This window comes from Coleofasciculus sp. LEGE 07092 (assembly GCF_015207375.1).
Taxonomy (GTDB): domain Bacteria; phylum Cyanobacteriota; class Cyanobacteriia; order Cyanobacteriales; family Coleofasciculaceae; genus LEGE-07092.
On record NZ_JADEWY010000093.1, the window covers coordinates 1 to 21,523 of the forward strand.

Consider the following 21,523-nt stretch of genomic DNA (forward strand, 5'->3'; position numbering starts at 1 on the left):
CGCCGAAGTCTCCCCTGCACCCCAGCTCCCCACTCCCCATTCCCTTATCAAGTAATTAGACCAGACCGAAGAGCATGAACGGCGGCTTGAGTACGGTCATCTACGGAGAGTTTGTTGAGGATATTGCGGACGTGAGTCTTTACCGTACCGACGGTAATGTATAGTTTTTGAGCGATCGCTACGTTACTGCATCCAGATACAATCAATTCTAGAACTTCTAATTCCCGTTCTGTCAGGGGATAGGCTTGTAAAAGCTGCTGGTACTGCGGTTCTACGGCTTTAATCTTGACAGTTTCAGACTCAGGTGCTGAGTTCATTTTTGGTGTACCTCGCCGTACCTGTCCCAACACGATACTAGCAATCGCTGGATCGATCCAGGAGTTTCCTTCATTGGTCGATTGCAGGGCTTCGACAAGTTGCTCAATGCCAATATCTTTCATACAGTACGAATCTGCACCAGCGGCAAAGGCAGCTAGCACCGCGTCTTCACTATCATGCAGCGTTAAGATAAGAATCTTTGTTGCTGGCTCCCCAGCTTCGCTCTGGCTTTGTCTAAATTTTCGGGTTAGCTCGATACCATCCATATCGGGAAGACCGATATCGACAATGGCTACATCCGGTTTATAACTTTCCAGCACATTCAAACCGCTAACGGCATTGGCAGCTTCACCCACCACCTGAATCCCTACCTGTTCTTCTAAGGCTGCCTTTAGACCGACTCGCGTGAGGTTGTGGTCTTCAATGAGAACAACACGCATATCTCTTTCCACCGATATAGTTTAAAAATGGGGTTGTCCAGATTGTGGCAGATGTTTCAGGACAGCTACATCTATCGATAGTATCAAGGACGACTAAAGGCATATAGATCAATTGCGGCAATTTAAACCGAAGGATAGAAAAAGTCCGCACCCTTTTTCTCTCTCATGGATGAGGGCAACGAGGGCATTGTCTGCTTAAAATTCGAGAAATCTGTCTATCTGTCTGTCGATAGAGATTCGGTAATGTTGCAAGAGTTTGTTTCTCTAAACTCAGTACTCCGGCATAAAATTGGGGTTGGTAAGGGTAAATAGCGATGCAGAGTAAGATTACAGTTAACACTCAGGTGGAAAAAAGGTCTTTCATCCAGATGGAGCTGTCTCGTCAGGCAGCTCTCGTTAACGAACAGCGAAACATCAATTTGACTCGCTCGTTACCTCATGGGAAATTAGAAGCAGTCCTACTACTGTAAGGTGTAAGGAGGCAGAAGGCAGAAAAATTGTATAGTAAGCGATTGAAACTGAATAGTTATTTCCGCTATGCTATACCACCTATTAATTGAGTCCATTGCGTTAAATTTGGAGACAATAATTATAAAACTAAAACTATCTCAAAAATCTCAAAAATTTTGGCAATCAACTTTCAAATTGAAACACTATCTTTTAACTAACGACGGGACTGTATGAATCCTCGCAATTCTCAAACCGATCGAATTCTAGCTGTCGATGACTCTCCTGATAATTTATTTCTGATTCAAACAATTTTAGAAACAGAAGGATATGACATCAGTTTGGTGAGTAATGGCAGTGAAGCTTTGGCTGAGGTCGAAAAATATCCGCCTGATTTGATTTTGCTGGATGTGATGATGCCGAACATGGATGGTTATGAAGTGACTCGGCGAATTCGTCAAAATTCCAGTTTGTCATTTATTCCCATTTTACTAATTACTGCCTATGAACAATCTAGCGCCATTGAGGGGTTAGATGCTGGGGCTGATGATTTTATCCGCAAGCCAGTTGATGTCGGCGAACTATTGGCAAGAGTGCGATCGCTGCTGCGACTCAAGCATAGTATTGATCAGCAAGAGCAGTTAGCTCGCCAACGAGAAGATTTTGTCTCTCGTCTGACTCATGATCTGCGAACTCCGCTAGTGGCAGCCGATCGGATGCTGAATCTAATGGAAAAGGGTGCCTTTGGAGAACTGCCGCCTTCAACAACAGAGGCGATTACTGCCATGGTTCAAAGCAACAAAAACCTGCTAGAAATGGTGAATACGGTATTAGAAGTCTATCGCCACGATGCCGGGTCTAAACTATTGACATTTGTCCCCGTTGATGTTGGAGACATTGCCAAAGACGTGATTCAAGAGCTAAAACCGTTGGCGTCTGAAAAAGAACTGGCATTGACACTGGACTTTAAAGAAAAAAGTGACACTGTTAGTTTTGAAGTCATGGGCGACCGCTTAGAACTCCGCCGAGTTCTCACCAACTTGATCGGCAATGCCATCAAATTCACTGAGACTGGCTCGGTAGACGTTCGCTTGAGGATTACTCCTGCCACCCCCGATAATCAGGAAGAACCTCCAGCTTGGATAACGGTTGTCGTACAAGATACCGGAGCTGGCATCTCTCCAGAGGTAAAAGCCACCCTCTTCGAGCGGTTCCGTCAAGGCAAACATAAGCGCTCAGGAAGCGGTTTGGGGCTGTACCTTTCCCGTCGAATTGCCGAAGCTCATCAGGGAAAGATTGAAGTTGAAACGGAGGTAGATAAAGGTAGTGTATTTACCCTCTATCTGCCAGTGCTAACCCAGGCAAATTCTAAACGTTGACCCTTGATGGTGCATCTTCAAGAAAAAAGGCAGCTCCCCGCTTTCTCAGAAAAGTTGGGGACTTGAGGCTTAAGCTGGACACCGGGCTGCATACTGGCAAGCAGGCTCGTCAACTGTCCCATCGCGTTCAAACCCTCTACCAGCGATTGTTTGAAGGCGTACCGATTGGGCTTTACCGGATACTCCCCACCGGACAAGTGTTGGAAGCGAATCCTGCTTTGTTGCATTTGTTCGGGTATACCAACCTGCAAGGGTTATTAGACGTGGGTATTGCCCAGCACTCTGCCGATGAAGAAGCTTATCAGGTATGGCAGCACCAACTCAATTCTGAAGCTGTGTTGCGAGACTTTGAAATGCCTATGCGTCGCTGTGATGGTACGGCAATCTGGGTGCGCCACAATGCTCGTTCTATTCGGAATAAGGCGGGTGATATTTTATACTATGAGGGCCCGTTAACCTTTTACTCAGGGTAAGAGCATCTCAACCAGGCTTGACAAAAGCAACATATTGATGAAATTACTACTTGTAGAATAGGCTTCTGCCTGTATTTGTCTGCTAAGACAGGCAAGATGCCTGTCCTACGAAAAAGTAGGTTAACCTGTTAAGGCAGCTTTATTGACTTTACTTCCATTGCTATTATTATTTACAGGTAGCTCCGATATAGATGTTTCTTCTATCTCGTCTAAGTCATCTTCTCCATGACTAGCTTGGATGTTGCACCGCTCTGCACTATAGACATAGACTCCTCCTGTTTCAATTTTATAGACCCAAGCGTGGATATCGAGTTGACCTTTGTAGAGTTTGGAGTGGACCACTGGATAAGTCCGCAGGTTCTCAATTTGAGTGAGGACATTTTCCTCAATTGCAGCATTTAGAAGGTCTTCATATTCATAATTATGATAGTTTTCCTTAATAATCCGGCGTGTGGCTTCTGCATATTTTAACCAATCGTAAACTAAGGGCATTTCTTCGCTTAAGTTGCCGATTTGCAATAGTCCTTTGACTGCACCACAGTGGGAGTGACCGCAGACTATAATATGTTTAATGCCTAAAGCTTCGATGGCATACTCAATGGCAGCACCTTCTGCACCCGTTGTTGCCCCAAAAGGAGGAATGATGTTACCAACATTACGAATAATAAACAGTTCGCCCGGTTCTGTTTGAGTCAGTAGATTCGGATCGATCCGAGAATCACAGCAAGTGATGAAAAGGATTCTGGGGTGCTGTCCTAACGAGAGACGCTCAAATAGCTCTCGGTGGGTGCTGAAGTAGTTGGTTTGGAACTGGTGTACACCTCTAAGTATCTTCCGCATACAGCAATATTTTCCTGGTAGAGCAAAAATCTCCCTTTACTTTAGCGGATTAACTGGAAAGGGTAATCCATTTTTTGCATCAATCGTAATGAGGCAATGCTAAATGTGCATTCTGGGTCTATATCACTGATTTTGTTGAAATTCAGTAGTAAATTTTACTGCGCTTTATGTTGTTACAATTTTTGAGTTTAATAGTTGAGTAGAATCTGCGATCGCTCTCCCAAAAGTCAGCCTTCTTGGAGCATCCACACCAGTATTCCCAGAATTGTCTCAAAGCGTTAGCAGCGGACAGCAGGTGCGGGTAATCCTGTTGCAAGTCCCGTCGCCAACTCCCAAGCAATTGGTTGGATAGCGATCGCTTAAACTAACAAATTGAATCTTCCCCTTACCCACCCTCACCAATATCAACAGACCAGCACACGGTAGTAACATTAACAATGCCCTGTACACTTGTAACAATACTGGGCTTAACTTGTTATTTTGTCTGCACTGCCCCTCGTGCAAAAAGGTTTAACAGACCTACCCAACTTAACCCTGTTGGCGGGTTTTGTGCTCGCTTCTATTGAATCGGCTACCAACTGATTCAATCCATTAGTTCAGTATTCCAGTTTGATTCTTGGATTCTGGTATCTAGCTCTCGGCATTGTCTAGATAATTGATCCATTTGCGTTTGCAGTTCGGCAACATTAACCGTACTGAAAGACTTGATTTCAGATGCACCATACCGAACTTGCTGATAAGCGGCTGCCTCTACTAGAGAATTATATACACTGCGCTTGAGCAAGAGTGTATCTCTCTGTGCCAACGCATCTGATAGAGTCATGCCTTCTTCGAGAGTTGTCAGTGAATTGGTTTTATTGATTCTCTTGATCAAGTCTGTCAGTTCATTTACTGTTGTGTCTAATTCAGCAATCAGTGCTTGCGGCTGTTCTGGAGGTGTTTCTCCTTCCTGGACTTTAGCGCTTCTGACTAATCTTTGCCGCAACTGCTCTATTCTTTTTTGAGAATCTGCTCTCAAGATTAAAGCTTCAGCCAGTTTCATTTCTAGTCACCTCCTATCTCAGTAGTAAGGTGGGAACAAACCCACGCTACTGTTTATTAATGCAGTTCAGTTCCACCCTTGCGAAGCAGGTAGCGATCGCTAATCAACTTCAGTACAACTCTTCCAATTTCCGGATGCGTCCTCTCAACCAAAGGTTGCACGACAACACCCTCCATCATGCAATCTGGACAAACTACACTATCAGCATTGTTGAACTGAGATACCGCCTCCCAACTGTAAGCACCGATATAGAGTACGGGGACTCTGGGCAAGGAAAATTCTTCACAAAACGCTACAAAATCGCTGTAGTTAAGGAACTTTCCGCCGTGACGTACAGCAAATACAGCAATTCCGATATTGCCATTTTTCAAGCCATACTTGATATCCTGTACGCCGTAAATTTCCCCGAATACCTGAGTTTCTTGCGGCAGTTTCTGTAAAAGTGCATTCTCGTTGTACGCTCGAATGTAGACTAAAGTCTTATTCGCTGCGCTGTTGTTCCAGAAGTAGCTGTGGCTACCGATGTGTGTTGTGCCATCAGCCTCCACTAAAACGGTAAAGTTAGTACCGTGAAGCTTCTCTGTCACTACCACGTTTTCGCCGTCAATTAGCACATCTTTGTACCGCTTGAGCTTTTCCGGGCTGGGGAACTTGTATTGCCCGATCGCAGTTTCCACATCCCCATTCATCACCTGAGGAATAGGGTATTCGTATTTGGTCACCCCAAAGTACTCGGTGTAGTCATCTCCGACATTTCCCGTAAAGTTCTCACCTACAGGAATGAGCAACCCTTCAGAGAAAATACTCCGGAGTTTAGCCGCCCGCAGCTTCTTGGAATAGTAGGGACGAATACCGAACTCATCTAGGAAGCGATCGGGAATAACGCTATCAATAGGAAAGTAAAACGCCAAGTCTCCAAGTTTAAAGTTACCCTTCGCCGTGATGACCTGATATGCCATCCCTTCAAAAGTGGCAATGTCCAATCTATCAGCATTGGGGTGAGAATTAATGCTGTTGATTTTGACAACTTCAACTTTAAAGATGCTCATATCTCACTTCTCAAGCGTAGGGTTGGCAATGCTCACATAACTGGGGTAGCCTTGCTAAAACATGAAGTAAGCTCCTGTCTGCAAGCCGCTAGAATTGGGTAGTCATCGTTATACTACAAATATAATACAAGTTTAACTGTCTCTCCTGCTGTCGTCAAGGCATCATCATCAAGTTGTTGGCTAATTCACATAGCTTGACTCACATTTTGCACCTACCCGATGACCCGCCAGGGATTCAAATCCCTGTTGGCAGTAGGTGGGATACAGCTTGCTGAAAGAGCACAGGACTTACGCAAATTTCCCTGTAAACCGCTAAATGTAGGGGTACGATATATCGTACCCCTACCAGATGTAGAGTCTGTGCGTAAGTCCTGAGCAAGTAGGGTAGGAGCATTTCCCACCCTAATTTGCGTCTTTACTTGTCGATGCCTTCGCCTAAAACAAAGCGGACAAAGCGACGGACTTGGATATTTTCACCGAGTTGAGCGATCGCTTGCTTCACCAATTGTTCCACCGTGATGTTTTGGTCACGAATGTAAGGCTGATCCATCAAAGACATTTCTTTCAGACGTTTGTCAATTCGTCCCTGAATAATTTTTTCTTTGATTTCATTTGGTTTATTCGCCAAGTCATCCCGTCCTATTTCGATTTCTTTTTCCTTATGGACTATTTCGGCTGGGATGTCTGCTACCTTGACGTATTCCACATTCGGACAAGCCGCAATTTGCATAGCGATGTTCCGCACGAGAGTTTGAAACTCCTGAGTGCGAGCGACAAAATCAGTCTTGCAGTTCACTTCTACCAGTACACCGATTCTACCAGCAGTATGAATATAGCTACCAATCAGTCCTTCTGTCGCCACGCCGGGTGGTGAACATGTGCGAACAAAGTTCTTCTGCCGCAGCCATGCGATCGCTTGAGTCAAATCACCATTTGTTTCTTTCAGCGCCTTCTTGCAGTTCATCATGCCAGCGCCAGTTTTTTCGCGCAGCTTTTTGATGACTTGTACAGATATTTCTGTCATCTTTCCATCTCCCCAAATGTTGTAAAACTATCTCCCCGTGAAGAAAGGATCACCCAAAGTCCTAGCCAATTCACCGTGATAGCGATTACTCATCAGTCATACTGGGGCTTTTGTCTACAAACAAGGCAGTAGACTTGGTAATCTTACATCTTGCACCATTGTCAGTAAATCCGAAAACCAGCCCAGAGTTAAAACTCCGGGCTAATAGCTTAAGTCCATTGCAACTGATAACTTGCACCTTTGTCGATAAGCCCGAAAATCCGCCCAGAGTTAAAACTCCGGGCTAATAGCTCAAGTCCATTGAAATGGACTGAAAGTCTTGTAGAGTCAGTATTTAGTCCTCATAGCGAGGACTTATCGCTCATACCTAGAGAGCCTTATTGAAGAGAAACCTTAGCGCCAGCTAATTCTAGCTGTTGCTTGATTTCTTCGGCGGCTTCAGGTGCGATCGCTTCTTGCACGGTTCTTGGTGCTGACTCAACAAAATCCTTGGCTTCCTTCAACCCTAACCCTGTTAGAGTTCGTACTACCTTCAGAATCGCAATCTTCTTATCAGTAGGAACTTCTTCCAAAATCACATTAAATTCCGTGGGTTTTGGGGGTGGCGGCGGTGGTAAATTATCCTGATTAATTTCCACGCCTATGAACTTTTGAGGGGAAGCATTAACACCAAAGGTTACTTCAACTTGCTTAACCAGTTCAGAAGTTTCAATCAGCGTTAAAGACTTTAGTTTCTCCAGAATTTCTATAGTTTTAACAGACATAGTTTACCTCCGACATCTTGGTCGATTTATTGAATTAATTGAGTGGTAAAATCACTTCATGAGGTAGATATTTTTGCCATTCATCTACTCGTCATGTTTTTATACTACATAAATACTACAATTATGTCAAGGGACTGAACAAAACTTTTTTTCGAGGGCGATCGCCCTACCATCTTGCACCCTTCTCCGTAAACACCTCTTACCCGTCAAGAACTTAAGTTTTACAGCAAGCTTGGCTATCTCTACCCCAGTTGCGTCACTCCAGGAAAATAAAAATAGCAGCCAACTGATGAAAGCCCTACTCAATGGAGAATAGAGCGATCGCTTGCCTAATAGAAACCTATGTCTTAAGCCTTTATACTGAAAGTCTATCGGTGTAAGGCTTTCAGTATTTAATCTGGCGAGAGTGACGCCCGTGGGATAGTCCGTTACGACTGCTGAGATCCCTTAGACTCTTCCCCATCAGTCTGTTGCGAATCTTGCTTGAAATAATCCTGATCGTTTTTCTGCCAAGTATTAAGTATATCTTTAATCAGAAGTTCGTTAATCCAAATCTTGAAAATAATCACTAATGGCACAGAAAGAAATACACCCAGAAAACCAAAAAGACTGCCGAAAACTACCACCGCTATCAATGTGACTGCCGGCAGTAAATCTACCTGTTTTTTCATAACATAAGGCACTAGAATATATGCCTCAAACTGCTGAATTATCACGTATAAGCCTATGACAGCAATTCCCTTCCACCACGGACCATCGAGAAGGGCAACTGCCAGTGGTGGAAACACGCTCAACGTGGGTCCGATATTCGGGATAAACTCCAATAAACCTGCCAAAACAGCATTGGCTAACGCCAGTGGTACATTCAAAATTGACAAACCAATAAAAGTTACCACACTAATAACTGCCATATCGATGAGCGTCGCTGTCATCCAGCCAACGAGTGTGTCTTCACACTCAGAAAGAATCTCATCGGCACGCCGGCGATAAAAGCCAGGAAACAACAGTATCAAACCCCGTCGGTAAGCGCTGGGATTGGCAACTAGCATGAGAATAAGAACCAAGACTAGAAAAACTTGCAGGAAAATTGTCAGCAAATCGGAGAACCAAGTGTAGGCATTATTCAATAAGCGAGTTGCAAACGGTTGGATTTTTGGGAAGATATCGCCAATGCTACCGATATTGATCAGTTGCTCTGGAAGTCGGGTTTGCACTTGGTTGAACCAGCCGCGCAGACTCTCGAAAATGGTAGGCACAAGGTTGCCTAGTTGTTCCACTTGTTGAGCAAAAGATGGTCCAATTAGTCCAAGGAGAAGTGTTAAGATTCCCAGTAAGGTAATCAGTGTTAATGCGATCGCAATGCCTCGCTTGGCTCCTTGTCGCTGAAGCCATCCCACGACTCGGTTTAAGACGACTGCAAAGACGACTGCTGCAAAAATCAGCAAAAGTATTTGCTTTAGCCGCCACAGAATATAGAGAGAAACTGCAAAGGCGAGAAAACCGATCAATTTCCCTAAACTCACCAGTTTACCTCCAATTTTCGGGGATTAAGAGCGGTCGTGGTAACTTTAGTTTGTTTGAGTTCCCTGTGTCAATCCAGATGAGTTGGCTGATTGACTGGCAAAAGTCCAGCGTCCTCACCCCCAACCCCTCTCCCAGAAAGCTAGGATGAGGGCTTTCTGGGAATTCTGAGTTAGAGTGGGTTTTTAGTGGGTCAGGGCAGACATTTGTACGGCAGACTGGGGTTAAATCGCAACTTAAGTACTATAACTGCGTCCATTGGTTAGTAGCTCGATTTTTTCTTTTAAACTAACAATCCAACACAACAACCAGGTTAGTGTATGAACTCGTTAGTCGGTAAAACCTTACAGGGCGGCAAATATACTCTAGAGCAAGAGCTGGGACGAGGGGGCTTTGGTGTAACGTTCAAAGCCACCCATCACTACTTAGGGCAGGTAGTGGTGATTAAAACCCTCAATGAGTCCATGCATCTACACCCAGATTTTTCCCGCTTCCAGCGATTGTTTCAGGATGAAGCGCGGCGACTGGCATTATGCATCCATCCCAATATTGTCCGGGTGAGTGACTTCTTTATAGAAGCAGGGTGGCCCTACATGGTTATGGATTACGTGGAGGGGCAAACGTTGCAAGCGTTGGTGCTACAAGGAAAACCCCTAAGCGAAGCCACTGCCATCCATTACATCCGGCAAATTGGGGAAGCGTTAAAGGTAGTCCATCAAAAAAGCTTGCTCCATCGAGATATTAAACCCGCCAACATTATCCAGCGTCAAGGCACTCACGACGCGGTGTTAATTGACTTTGGAATATCACGGGAATTTTGGCTCGACTCCAGTGTGACTCATACAAATATGCTTTCTGAGGGCTACGCTCCCCTCGAACAGTATTTAATCAAAGAAAAGCGAACCCCCGCCTCAGATGTCTACGGTTTAGCCGCAACTCTCTACACCCTGCTAACTGCTAAAATTCCGACGCCAGCGGTGATTCGCGATCGCCAACCAATGCCTGCTCCCCGTGAGTTGCAACCCCAGTTGACTGCAGGGGTGAATCAAGCCGTTATGCGTGGGATGGCAGTTGAGGCGCGTTACCGCCCGTCAGGGGTTGAAGAGTGGCTGTCCCTACTACCCAAGGTTGAGTTTGATCTAACTCACAATACTCCTACATCCGTTCCGACATCCAGCCATACTAGCGCCACCATCCATTTACTGCCCCAAGAGCAAACCCTTGTGCAACAAGACTCTCAGCCAACAGTCTCTGCCCCGTTTTATCGGCAGTTGAAGACTCCTGGTATTTTAACGGGGGTGGCTGCGGCGATCGCGATCAGTTTAGTTGCTTGGGGTATTGCTTGGTCAAATTCTCGGCAATCCTCAGCCCCACCTGATACCGAACCCTCAGTCCCAACCGTGGTAGAGCCTGCTAATTCTGACAGTGAGACTGAGGCAAATAATCAAGGTCAAAAAAGTCCGCAGGAGACGGTTGAACCTGTCGGGGAGAGCAATCCCACCACTGCACCTCAAAAACCCACTCGCAGGTTTTTTCCTAAAAAATCGGACACCCCAGTCCAGTCGTCTCCCGCACCTGTAAAGGAATCCCCAGCACCGACTCCTACCGCCTCACCAACTCCCGCCCAGCCGGTGTCTCCTGTCGAGAGTAAAACGCCTGCTTCTTCCTCAAAACCCAATCCCACTCCCGCCTCTTCCTCTACTGAATCTCAATCACCAAAAGCCACAGAAGCACCAGAACCTTCTGTGCCATCGGAGCCAGTCAGCGAACCGACACAAGAACTCAAGAGAACACCCCCCCCACCGGAAGCCCCTCTACCCAAAAAACCCGAACCGACTCAGGCTGAAGGCGAGAATCTTTGAATGAGGAAATACGGTTTAGCTTTGCATACGACTAGCCCCCAACTGGGGTTAGCTATCAGTAAGGGTGTGGGTGACACTCGCTGTTCAACCTGGGACTTGGGGCGGGATACCTCAAGTTATTTGCACCAGTATTTGACTGAGTTTCTGAGTCCGCAGACTTGGGCAGATTTGGCGTTTATTGCCGTCGCCAAAGGACCAGGGGGTTTTACGGGGACTCGGATTGGGGTGGTAACTGCCCGGACACTGGCACAGCAGTTGGATATTCCTTTATTTGCGGTTTCGACTCTGGCGGCGGTGGCGTTGTCGGTGATGAAAGATAGAATTGACCAAAAGGCGATCGCTTTACAAATGCCTGCTCGACGGGGACAGCTATTTACGGCTATTTATCAGGTATTGCCCGATTGTGTGGGGCTGACGCCACTCTTGTCGGATACGGTAATGACGCCGGATAGTTGGCAGCAAGTTTTAGAGGGTTTAGAGATACCTTACCAATTGGTTGATGCTCCGGCAAATTTGGGAATGACTGCCGTGAGTGTATTGGAGCTAGCTTATTTAGATTGGCAACAGGGAAAGCGCCCCGACTGGTCCGAGGCACTGCCATTTTACGGACAGCATCCAGTAGAGCTTTAAGTTTTTTTTGCGATCATCTCTCCAAATTTTAGGCACAATTGATGGTGCTAGCAGGATCTCTATACAAAACGAAAGACGCTGACAATCAACAACTTCCGATGTTAATCAAATCTCTTAACTGATTCATACTGAGAAAATGTCAAGTCTAGGGCAGATGGTGGCAGGTGTAGCCCACGAAATCAACAATCCCGTCAGCTTTATTTACGGTAATATTTCTCCGGAGCGATCGCAACGACGCCCTACCTCATAATATAAGTTGGTTCAACGAGAGTGAAGGTTAACCCATACCATGAAGAGTGCATTCCGCAGACTATCCCTTGCCAGTACCTTTTTACTGACATTTGCCCTAGTCACCTACGGAACTATACCAGCAGCCAAGGCACAAAACAAATATCCACCCCAGGTTGTCACTAACTATATGAGAGGTTGCCAGCAAAGTGCGGTGAATGGCGGGTTGTCCGAAGCACAGGCAGAGAGGGTGTGTGCTTGTACTATTAATCGGTTTCAAGCTCGGTTTACTATTGAGCAGTTCAGGGAACTGCTCCAACGAGCCAGAGAAACTGGGGGACAACCCCAGGAATTAGTTGAGATTGGGCAAGCCTGTGCCCAGGAAGTGTTCAGATAAGGGTACGTCAGACAAGTTGTATTATTTTGTGAGTTGCTCGGCTTGATACTTGTCTCAAATGGTACAGCCTACACCCCAGAAATCTATCCGGGAACGCTTGAATATCTCCAGGTTAGCGATCGCTCATCCCTGGCTAACGGTGGGTTTTTGGATCGCTGTGACGGTGGCGGGGCTATTTGCTTTTAGCAGTCTCAAATACGCTTTGTTCCCGGATATTACCTTTCCTGTCGTAGTGGTTCAGGCTCAAGCCCCTCTCGAGACGGCTCTAGAAACCGAGGAAACCCTCACCAAACCCATTGAGCAACAACTCCAATCTCTAAAAGGCATCGGCGACTACCGCTCCTCAACCTATTCAGGTCGAGCTATTTTTAACTTGGGTTTTGATGTAGGAACAAACTTGGAGGAAACCGTTGATCGCGTTGAAACAGCAATTCAAGACGCCCAACTACCGTCAGAAACCACCTTCGAGGTCATTCCCCTTAACTTAAACGAATCTGCTACAATTAGCTACGCGATTCAAAGCGATCGCCAAACCCTCGACGAATTAATCCAGATTGCCCAAGGGCAAATCATCCCCCCCATTGCTCAACTGCCAGGAGTTTTGAGAGTAGATCTTCTAGGCAGTTCCCAGGAACCGGAAAACCAGGAAACCCCTTCAGATGCTGAAGCCAACATTAATTATCCTGCAACCTTAGTCCGCTTTAATGGTCAAGATGCTGTAGCATTCCGAGTGATCAAGCGCGGTGATGCCAATACGTTGGATGTAGTCAGCCAGGTACAAAAAGCTGTCCAAAAACTACAATCCGATTTCCCAGACGTGCAACTGGTTTTAGCCGAAACTCAGGCTGACTACATCCGCGAAGCCACTCAATCCACGATTGACGCTCTGCTGCTGGCAATTGTTTTGGCAGTTTTAGTCATTTATCCATTTTTGCGCAATGTTCGGGCAACCCTGATTACCGCCCTAGCAATTCCCATATCCCTGTTAGGCACCTGCATCGTTATGGCGATCGCTGGGTTTAACCTAGAAACAATCACCTTGTTAGCCTTGGCGTTAGTGATTGGCATTATCGTAGACGATGCGATCGTAGATGTGGAGAACATTGCCAGACACATCGAAGCTGGAGAATCTCCGCGACAAGCTGCCATCACGGGAACCGACGAAATCGGGCTTACCGTTACCGCCTCAACCCTCACTATTGCTGCTGTCTTCCTACCCGTTGCCTTGATGGAAGGCACTATTGGTCAGTTCTTCAAACCCTTTGCACTCACTATATCAGCAGCCGTTCTCATTTCCTTACTGGTTGCCCGAACCCTATCGCCTGTGCTTGCCGTTTGGTGGCTGAGGAGACGGGGAGATGGGGAGCGGGGGAGACTTCGGCGTGAGCGCTCAGTCGAACGCAGGGGAGCTGGGGAAAATTCTGTAGAGACGAGATATATCGCGTCTGGTGGCTTTCTGGGAGTGTATCAAAACTTGCTCAGATGGTCGCTTAACCACCGAACTATTGTAGTAGGATTGGCACTCATCAGCTTTGTTGCCGGGGTTGCTTTGATTCCGCTAATACCCAAGGGCTTTATTCCCAAACTCGATCGAGGCGAGTTCAATGTTACTTACACATCCCCCCTACCGCAATTATCGAATAATCCGGCAGAGCAAAATGCTTTAAATCCTTTCCCCTCAGAGGAAAGTCTAGCGCCAACTCCTGAGATTGCCCCCAGTCCATCGCCGGAAAGCTCTCCTGCCGATAACGGCGACTCGCTTTTCGGTGAAGGGTCTTTTGATTGGCTGACTGATTTAGTTCAATCACCCACCAGAATACTCTTAAATCGCTCCCGCACGGTAGCCGATCAGATTGAAGCAGTACTTTTGGACTCCCCAGCAGTAAAATCAGTTTTTACTATCGTAGGATTTCAGGGGGAACCCAATAAAGGGAAGCTCCATATCGAACTCGATAAGGCTCACGAATTCACAACTGCCCAAGTGCAAGACCAAATTCGAGCCGCTTTGCCGGACATTGATAATGTCACTATTAGTATTGAAGATATTCAGTTTGTGGATATGGGGGATGAAAAACCCCTTCAGGTTGCCCTGGTTGGAGAGGATTTAGCAGTTCTGAGTGACACCGTTCGAGAACTGAAAACTCGTATTGAGAAATTACCAGGATTTGTGGATGTAGCGGTGACGGGTTTGGTCGAGGCTGACGATACAATTAACAAAATCGAGCATCTGAATAGTCAGCGAGTTGCTTTTCTCACGGCTAACCTCAGCCAGGGGCAAACCATCGGCAATGCAACGGATCAAGTGATTTCTCAAGCTCAAGCTGTTTTACCCCCCAGCGTGACTTTAGACTTGGAGGGAGAATCGGCTCTCAGCAGCCACGTTTTGGAAAGTTTTGGTTGGACACTGGCGCTATCGGTTAGCTGTATGCTGCTAGTACTGATCTTGCCCTTCGGCAGATTGTTAGAGCCGTTAGTGGTGGGGTTGTCGCTGCCTCTATCTATTGTGGGGGCAATGCTGGCGCTGCTGATTACTCAGAGTGATTTTGGCATGATTTCCTTAATCGGTCTAATTTTTCTGCTGGGACTGCTTGACAAAAATGCACTTTTACTCATGGATTACGCCAACCTGCTGCGTAAATCGGGTATGAATCGCACTGAGGCACTGGTGAAAACGGGTATGGTGCGTATGCGACCGATTTTGATGACAACAGCTTCGACTATTTTGGGAATGCTACCGATCGCTTTAGGACTGGGGGCTGGGGCAGAGTTGCGACAACCAATGGCGGTAGCGATTATCGGCGGATTGATTACCTCTACTCTTCTCAGCTTAATTGTCGTGCCAGTACTCTACAGTCTACTTGATGATTTTTGGGTGCATAGTCTCAAACGGCGGAGGTTCGGCTGATGGCAATCCGCGCCTTTGTGACGGGAGGGACGGGGTTTGTGGGGGCGAATATAGTGCGATCGCTTCTTGAGGAGGGTTATGAGGTACGGTGCTTGGTTCGTCCGAGTAGCCGACTTGATAACCTTCAGGGTTTAGATGTAGAAATTGTTAAAGGCGATATAAACGACCCGACTTTGTACCAGCAGATGCAGGGGTGTCCGGTACTTTTTCACGTGGCGGCGCAGTATTCCCTCTGGCAAGCTGACCGGGATCTGGTTTACTACAATAACGTCTTCGGAACCCGCAATGTCCTGTGGAATGCGCGTCAGACTAAAATTGAGCGTATTGTCTACACTAGTTCCGTTGCTGCCATTGGGGTGGGTACACCTGGGACAGTGGTTGATGAAACCCATCAAAGTCCCCTAGAAAAGTTGGTAGGTCATTACAAGAAATCTAAGTATCTCGCAGAACGGGAAGCTAAACAAGCCGCAGATTCCGGTCAAGATATCGTTATTGTTAATCCTACCAGTCCCATTGGGGCGATGGATATCAAGCCGACGCCTACGGGGGATATTATCTTGCGCTTCCTGCGCCGCCAAATGCCTGTCTATGTGAATACGGGGTTGAATTTTATCGACGTGCGGGATGTGGCGCAGGGACACCTGTTGGCGTTGGAGAAGGGGAAAACGGGCGATCGCTATATTCTAGGAAATCAAAACCTTACCCTGAAAGCGCTACTTGAGCAACTCGCCCAAATTACAGATTTAGAAGCACCCGAACGGGCTATTCCTGCTTGGTTGCCGTTGAGTGTAGCTTGGATTGATGAGCAAATTCTCGCACCCTTGGGCAAAACCCCCTCTGTTCCCTTAGATGGCGTGCGCATGGCGTATCAAACGATGTACTATGACGCCGCAAAAGCAGTACAGGAGTTGGGTTTGCCGCAAACGCCCATTACAATTGCCATGCAGGATGCCGTAAACTGGTTTGTGGCTCAGAACTATGTTGATATAGGTTGATAAGATAGTGTTTTGTGTTCAAAAATCCGAAATTTTGCGGTAAATTCGGTTAATGAGTTCAATATACGCAACAGATTTCTTGCACCTGATTGTGTATTTATTCCTCTTACCCCCCTAGCCCCCCTTATTAAGGGGGGAATATATAGTCAGTAAACCCGAAAACCTGCCCAGAGTTAAAACTCTTATCCAGTCGTCTTTAGACGACTTTAGCTATAAGACAGTGGTTTTAACCACTGGCGGGTTGTTGCCACTGGTGCAAGTTATGAGCTATAACAAATCTTCCCTCTCTCAAGAGAAGGATGAGCGAAGGATAGCCTTTGGCTAAAGTACACAAAAGGTAAGGTGAGAGGAGAAGCATGGGAATTCATTTACAACAAGCGTTAGAAGTCGGGAAATACTTGGTTGCACAGCGTTTGAAGGGTCGTAAGCGGTTCCCTCTGGTGTTGATGTTGGAACCTTTATTCCGGTGTAACCTCGCTTGTCCTGGTTGTGGCAAAATCCAGCATCCTAAGGAAATACTCAAGCAGCACTTAACCCCGGAAGAATGCTTTGCGGCGGTGGAAGAGTGCGGCGCACCCGTTGTCTCCATTCCTGGGGGAGAACCTCTATTACATCCCCAGATTGATGAGATTGTGCGGGGATTGGTAAACCGCAAGAAATTTATTTACTTGTGTACGAATGGGTTATTGCTGGAAAAGAGTTTGCATAAGTTCGAGCCGTCTCCTTACCTGACATTCAGCGTTCATTTGGATGGGTTGCGAGAGTTGCACGATAAGTGCGTTGATCGTCAGGGTGTTTTTGATAGTGCAGTTCAGGCAATTCGGGCGGCAAAAGCAAAGGGATTTCGCGTTACTACGAATACTACAGTATTTGAGGGAACTGACCCGCAACAAATCCAGGAGTTCTTTGATGTTTTGAGTACCTTGGGGATTGATGGCATGATGATCTCCCCTGGTTACAGCTACGAATGGGCACCGGATCAGGATCATTTTCTAAAACGGGAACAGACTAAGGCACTTTTCCGGGAAATCTTAGCACCTTTCAAGGCGGGTCAGAAAAATTGGAATTTCAATCACAATCCCTTATTTCTAGATTTTCTGATTGGGGAGAAAGACTATGAATGTACTCCTTGGGGAAGTCCCAGTTACAGTGTTTTGGGTTGGCAAAAGCCTTGCTATCTGCTGAATGAGGGGCATTATAAAACGTTTCAGGAACTGTTAGATAAAACTGATTGGAGTCAATACGGTCGCGCTAGTGGCAATCCTAACTGTGCTGATTGTATGGTGCATTGTGGGTATGAGCCAACCGCAGCAATGGATGCAATGGAGCCGGGGAATATTGCGCGATCGGTTGGAACGTTGTTGGGGATGAGTAAGTAGACTGTTAGGTGATGCTGGAGCAATGCTGTTACTGAGTTGTAGACAATACTATTTGAAAGCAACTTGGCATCAGCTTTGCCTACAGTCAGGTAGAGAGTATCTTCATTTTTAACTGCAAAATCAAATCGGCGAGTAGATTTATCGACTTCAACATGAATCCCCCATTCTCTTCTAACTTTGGGAGATGTTGCTTGTGGCATTAACAATAAGTTATGTTCATTACATAGGTGCTGGAGAAGCTTTTCCACCAGAGTTTCCATAGTTGTGCCGCCACGATTTTTCCTGGCATTACTGTCTAACCCTACTTCAACACCAATCACGTAATCCGGTATACTCTTGATTGTTCGGTTTTCCCCACTAAATAATTGAGCAAATTTAAATTAATTTCTATGTTTCTGTAATTATTTACAACCTTATCCCAATTAACGAAGTAGTTCCAAAGAGTTATCGAGTTCGTTAATGTATCTTTGAAGTATTGAAACACGTCGGTTGTGTTTGAGCAACCTAAATAGTGTTGGAAAACAGGATGAAATTTCATGAGTAGGTTAATACACAATTTAGTAGTTCATGATTAGAAGCTCATCAATCTGTCCTCGCTTTGAAGAATTGCTGTTAATATTTCGTGTTGCCTTCACTCGCTTAATCAAGTATCCATCATAGGCATTTTCAAAAAAATCGTCAGTTGCTTTTTCATTTTTTGGATCAGAATTACTTAACATTAATTTAGCTCCTTGTTTGTCCAACAATCTAAAAAAATCTCTCAAACGTAATTGCTCTGAATCATCAAATATTGCTTGAGAATATGCCGTAAAATTGGCAGTTTTACTAATGGGTCTATAAGGAGGATCGAGATAAACAAAAGAGCTGCTATTGACGACTTGCTCACAATCTCTAAAATCCCCTTGCTGAATCTGAGTTCTCTGAAGGATTTTGGCAACTGCCCTTAAATTACCTTCATCGCAAATCTTTGGATTTTTATACCGACCTGCTGGCACATTAAAATCACCTTTTGAATTCACTCGGAATAGACCATTAAAACAGGTACGGTTTAGGAATATAAGTTGAGCAGTTCTCTCAATCCATGCCGGATTATAGGATTGATTTTCAATCCCAGTGCGTTGAAAATTAAATTTTGATCGAATTAAATAGAAGTAGTCTTTCCGTTCTGTTTCTTCAAGGGATAAATATTTATATTCAATCTCTAACAGACGCTCAATTAAATCATTTACCTGTCTCTGTATCGTCTTATAAGCTAATATTAATTCTGGATTTATATCCGAAATAAAAAAATTATCAACTGGGTAAGATTGTGCGACATACAAGAAAACAGCCCCACCTCCCACAAAGGGTTCAATGTATCTTTTGATCGAACCACTCGCTAACTCATGTGGGAAAAATTGCTTTAATTGTTCAAGAAGTTGACCTTTGCCGCCCGCCCACTTCAAAAACGGTTTGACCCACCTTGAATTGCTTGTTACTCTTGTCATTGATAGCTAGGCGAAAGGGTTCGAGTTCAGTGTCGAGACAACCTACTTTAACGATTAACTGTCCCATTTGACAAGCGGTAACTAAACAATGCGATCGCTCAGGGAAATAATCGCACCCTCAACCGATTAGCTGACAGTGCTTTCAGCTACTAACTGCTCTTGCTCTTGGGAGAGGAAAGTTCCATCGATTCTCCCTCTTCCCCCACAGTGGCTAACCCTTCAGACGAGGTATAAGAAATGGTTCAGCAAATTTTAAGAGTGACGCAGGATACAGTTTTCAAACTCCATCCTGTTCAATCAACCCAGCTAACGGAAGAAGAACGTCACCCTGTCTCAGAGGGAACAACCTTCGAGATTGCCTCCTATGCTTATTCTGATGCTAGTGGTGACTTTGATGGTCATATTAAATTTGCCCTGAAAAATGACGTTATCAACGGCTTAAATACCTGGTTCGTCTACAGCTTGCATATCCAAGTCGAACTCGACGGCGAGGTAGTCTACCCGAAAGAAGATCAAGAAGCTGCCCCCATTCTGCGAGTCACTAAAAATACGCTGTTTAAACGCCTTCCCGTTCAGTCTGAAATGCTGCCTGCTGAGGAACTCTACAATGTTGCCGCAGGCAAAAGCTACACTCTCCATGGCTATGCCTATGCCGACTCCCGAGGTGATTTCAGCAGCCATATCAAGTTTTCCATAAGATACCCGCAAGACTATATCCGTAACTTAAATACCTGGTTTGTTTACGACAAACACGCTTATGTAGAGTTTGATGGCACGATTGTTTACCCGCCACAAGATCCAAATACTCCGATTCTCAGAATTACTGAAAATACTCTCTTTAAGCGCCGCCCACTTCAGTCGTCAGAACTGTCAGATCAAGAGGTTTACTCAATTTCCGAAGGCAGCACCTGGAAACTTCACTCCTTCGCCTATGCAACTCCCCAAGGTGATTTCAACGACCACATTAAATTTGCCCTCAAATATGAGAAAGACTATATCTGGAACCTGAGTACTTGGTATGTCTATGAAGGACACGCCCAGGTAGAACGCAATGGCGAAGTTCTCTATCCGCTACCACAACCTCCTTCCCCGCAACCCCAACCTTTTCTGGGTAGAAGCTTCAAACTTCCTGGAAATGTCAGCACCTTCTACACCGACCAACCGATTATTCCCGGTGGCAATTTCACTTGGGGGGAAGCCACCAAAAACGCAACGCGAATCCCAGAAAACGAAACAATTGTCAATAATATCATTGCCCTCGCCAGACAATTGCAGCGAGCTAGAAACCAGATTGACAGACCGTTTCAAGTCAATTCCTGGTATCGACCCCCAGCCATTAATCGGGCAGTGGGTGGCGCTCGCTATAGCCAACACCTTTATGGGAAGGCAGTAGATATTCAGGTGTCGGGATACAGTGGCAGGCGACTATCTAATGCCGTCATGTCTTGGTGGCCCGGAGGAGTCGGCATCTACAGTAACTTACCCAAGGTTGTTCACCTGGATATTGGTTCTAGGCGTATATGGGGATTTTAAAATTCGCGCCGCGAAAAGATGAGGATTGCGATCGCTAAAAGCAAGATGGTATAAACCAGAGCATAGACGGCGTGCCCTAGCAGTGTTAATGCTGGGGGGAGCAAACCATAGACTGCCTCATTCTTTAAATTCAAGCGTGATAAATCGGGTAAAACGAGGTAAAGCCCTTGAGTGAATGTCTCAATCGTTGAATTTTCGCTCAACCGACCCAACGCTACCAAATCGCGGCTTAAGTGTCCCATCAAATAAACCCCCAACGTCAGCAGCGTTGCTAGTAGGGAACTGGTAAAAACGCCAAATGTCAACGCTACTGCTGTTATCAAACTCAGTTCTAAAAACAAGTAAAGTGTTGAAATCAGAATGCTAAGGATGGGGTAATTAATTTGACTAAAACTGAGAAGAATCAGGTAGATAAATATCAGGGTAAAAACTAAGACAGCCAGCACCCCTAAGAGTCCTAAGTGTTTACCGATGATGAATTCAGCACGGGAAATGGGTTTGGGAATTAATACTAATACGGTACGCTTTTCGATTTCTTTATTAATTAAACTCGTACCGACAAATACAGCAACTACTACACCCAAAACACTAATGGCTGCCAAACCAAAATCTAAGAAAATTTTATCTTCTGTGCTTGCCGCCACTTCCGGTAGAAGCCGCAGGGCAATGACCAGCAGCAAAGCAAAAAAGCCAATAATATATAGGATGCGATCGCGCATCACTTCCCGAAAGCCATTTGAAGCAATCGTCCAGATTCTGCCAAACGTTTGGGTTTGCATAGTTTTGAAGCGTCTCTCTATTCTGACTCCT

21 protein-coding genes and 1 pseudogene are annotated in these 21,523 nt (G+C 45.7%); 11 read left to right on the forward strand and 11 right to left on the reverse strand.

The features are described from left to right. Positions 1–47: 47 nt before the first annotated feature. Positions 48–758 carry a response regulator gene (locus IQ257_RS20470; protein ID WP_193876041.1) on the reverse strand — a complete coding sequence of 237 codons (711 nt, stop codon included), beginning with the start codon at positions 756–758 and terminating at the stop codon, positions 48–50. Positions 759–1,072: 314 nt separating this feature from the next. On the opposite strand from IQ257_RS20470, the gene IQ257_RS20475 reads away from it, so the two are divergent. The 3 genes from IQ257_RS20475 to IQ257_RS20485 all read left to right on the forward strand — a co-directional run bounded on the left by IQ257_RS20475 (position 1,073) and on the right by IQ257_RS20485 (position 3,057). Then, positions 1,073–1,228, forward strand: coding sequence for a hypothetical protein (locus IQ257_RS20475; RefSeq protein ID WP_193876039.1), 156 nt, complete (start codon positions 1,073–1,075; stop codon positions 1,226–1,228). Between the two features lie 210 nt (positions 1,229–1,438). Further along, positions 1,439–2,584 carry a hybrid sensor histidine kinase/response regulator gene (locus IQ257_RS20480; RefSeq protein ID WP_193876037.1) on the forward strand — a complete coding sequence of 382 codons (1,146 nt, stop codon included), beginning with the start codon at positions 1,439–1,441 and terminating at the stop codon, positions 2,582–2,584. Continuing rightward, positions 2,581–3,057, forward strand: coding sequence for a PAS domain-containing protein (locus IQ257_RS20485; protein ID WP_193876035.1), 477 nt, complete (start codon positions 2,581–2,583; stop codon positions 3,055–3,057). Before IQ257_RS20480 ends, IQ257_RS20485 begins: the two co-directional genes overlap by 4 nt. 120 nt (positions 3,058–3,177) lie before the next feature. Here the strand turns inward: IQ257_RS20485 and IQ257_RS20490 are convergent, their stop codons facing one another. The 6 genes from IQ257_RS20490 to IQ257_RS20515 all read right to left on the reverse strand — a co-directional run bounded on the left by IQ257_RS20490 (position 3,178) and on the right by IQ257_RS20515 (position 9,299). Continuing rightward, the gene (locus tag IQ257_RS20490) at positions 3,178–3,897 is read right to left on the reverse strand and encodes a carbonic anhydrase (RefSeq protein WP_193876033.1); all 720 of its coding nucleotides are present in this window, start codon (positions 3,895–3,897) and stop codon (positions 3,178–3,180) included. A gap of 583 nt (positions 3,898–4,480) precedes the next feature. Beyond that, a complete protein-coding gene (locus tag IQ257_RS20495) occupies positions 4,481–4,939 on the reverse strand; it encodes a DIP1984 family protein (protein WP_193876031.1) in 459 nt (152 codons plus the stop codon). A gap of 56 nt (positions 4,940–4,995) precedes the next feature. Then, a complete protein-coding gene (locus IQ257_RS20500; RefSeq protein ID WP_193876029.1) occupies positions 4,996–5,988 on the reverse strand; it encodes an RNA ligase family protein in 993 nt (330 codons plus the stop codon). A gap of 415 nt (positions 5,989–6,403) precedes the next feature. Next, positions 6,404–7,012 (reverse strand): translation elongation factor Ts, encoded by a 609-nt coding sequence (locus tag IQ257_RS20505; RefSeq protein WP_193876027.1) that lies wholly within the window; start codon positions 7,010–7,012, stop codon positions 6,404–6,406. A 377-nt stretch (positions 7,013–7,389) separates the two neighbouring features. Beyond that, a complete protein-coding gene (gene rplL / locus IQ257_RS20510; protein ID WP_193876025.1) occupies positions 7,390–7,776 on the reverse strand; it encodes a 50S ribosomal protein L7/L12 in 387 nt (128 codons plus the stop codon). 428 nt (positions 7,777–8,204) lie between these two features. Next, entirely contained in the window at positions 8,205–9,299 is a 1,095-nt protein-coding gene (locus IQ257_RS20515; protein WP_193876023.1) for an AI-2E family transporter, read from the reverse strand. Between the two features lie 318 nt (positions 9,300–9,617). Between IQ257_RS20515 and IQ257_RS20520 the strand changes: the two genes are divergently transcribed. From IQ257_RS20520 to hpnH, 7 genes are all read left to right on the forward strand, one after another. After that, a complete protein-coding gene (locus IQ257_RS20520; RefSeq protein ID WP_193876021.1) occupies positions 9,618–11,159 on the forward strand; it encodes a serine/threonine protein kinase in 1,542 nt (513 codons plus the stop codon). Further along, the gene (gene tsaB / locus IQ257_RS20525) at positions 11,160–11,789 is read left to right on the forward strand and encodes a tRNA (adenosine(37)-N6)-threonylcarbamoyltransferase complex dimerization subunit type 1 TsaB (protein ID WP_193876019.1); all 630 of its coding nucleotides are present in this window, start codon (positions 11,160–11,162) and stop codon (positions 11,787–11,789) included. It begins immediately after the preceding gene. 136 nt (positions 11,790–11,925) lie between these two features. After that, a complete protein-coding gene (locus tag IQ257_RS20530) occupies positions 11,926–12,039 on the forward strand; it encodes a histidine kinase dimerization/phospho-acceptor domain-containing protein (RefSeq protein WP_228060878.1) in 114 nt (37 codons plus the stop codon). 39 nt (positions 12,040–12,078) lie between these two features. After that, positions 12,079–12,414: a hypothetical protein gene (locus IQ257_RS20535; RefSeq protein ID WP_193876017.1), complete on the forward strand. Its 336-nt coding sequence runs from the start codon at positions 12,079–12,081 to the stop codon at positions 12,412–12,414. Positions 12,415–12,472: 58 nt separating this feature from the next. After that, on the forward strand, positions 12,473–15,319 hold the full coding sequence (locus IQ257_RS20540) for an efflux RND transporter permease subunit (RefSeq protein WP_193876015.1): 2,847 nt from the start codon (positions 12,473–12,475) through the stop codon (positions 15,317–15,319). Next, complete coding sequence (gene hpnA / locus IQ257_RS20545; protein WP_193876013.1) at positions 15,319–16,314, forward strand: hopanoid-associated sugar epimerase; 996 nt, start codon at positions 15,319–15,321, stop codon at positions 16,312–16,314. Before IQ257_RS20540 ends, hpnA begins: the two co-directional genes overlap by 1 nt. A 356-nt stretch (positions 16,315–16,670) precedes the next feature. After that, positions 16,671–17,693: an adenosyl-hopene transferase HpnH gene (hpnH, locus tag IQ257_RS20550; protein ID WP_193876011.1), complete on the forward strand. Its 1,023-nt coding sequence runs from the start codon at positions 16,671–16,673 to the stop codon at positions 17,691–17,693. A 146-nt stretch (positions 17,694–17,839) separates the two neighbouring features. Here hpnH and IQ257_RS31610 read toward each other — a convergent pair. From IQ257_RS31610 to IQ257_RS20565, 3 genes and pseudogenes are all read right to left on the reverse strand, one after another. Continuing rightward, a pseudogene (locus IQ257_RS31610) lies at positions 17,840–18,013 on the reverse strand (DpnII family type II restriction endonuclease); the annotation flags it as partial. Beyond that, complete coding sequence (locus tag IQ257_RS31615; protein ID WP_193876009.1) at positions 18,010–18,231, reverse strand: DpnII family type II restriction endonuclease; 222 nt, start codon at positions 18,229–18,231, stop codon at positions 18,010–18,012. The gene IQ257_RS31615 and the pseudogene IQ257_RS31610, both read right to left, overlap by 4 nt. Positions 18,232–18,250: 19 nt before the next feature. Beyond that, a complete protein-coding gene (locus IQ257_RS20565; protein WP_193876007.1) occupies positions 18,251–19,180 on the reverse strand; it encodes a DNA adenine methylase in 930 nt (309 codons plus the stop codon). A gap of 237 nt (positions 19,181–19,417) precedes the next feature. On the opposite strand from IQ257_RS20565, the gene IQ257_RS20570 reads away from it, so the two are divergent. Beyond that, entirely contained in the window at positions 19,418–20,713 is a 1,296-nt protein-coding gene (locus IQ257_RS20570; RefSeq protein ID WP_193876005.1) for a YcbK family protein, read from the forward strand. On the opposite strand, the gene IQ257_RS20575 is transcribed toward IQ257_RS20570, so the two are convergent. Next, on the reverse strand, positions 20,710–21,492 hold the full coding sequence (locus tag IQ257_RS20575) for an ABC transporter permease subunit (RefSeq protein ID WP_193876002.1): 783 nt from the start codon (positions 21,490–21,492) through the stop codon (positions 20,710–20,712). The genes IQ257_RS20570 and IQ257_RS20575 overlap by 4 nt on opposite strands. Positions 21,493–21,523 lie beyond the last annotated feature (31 nt).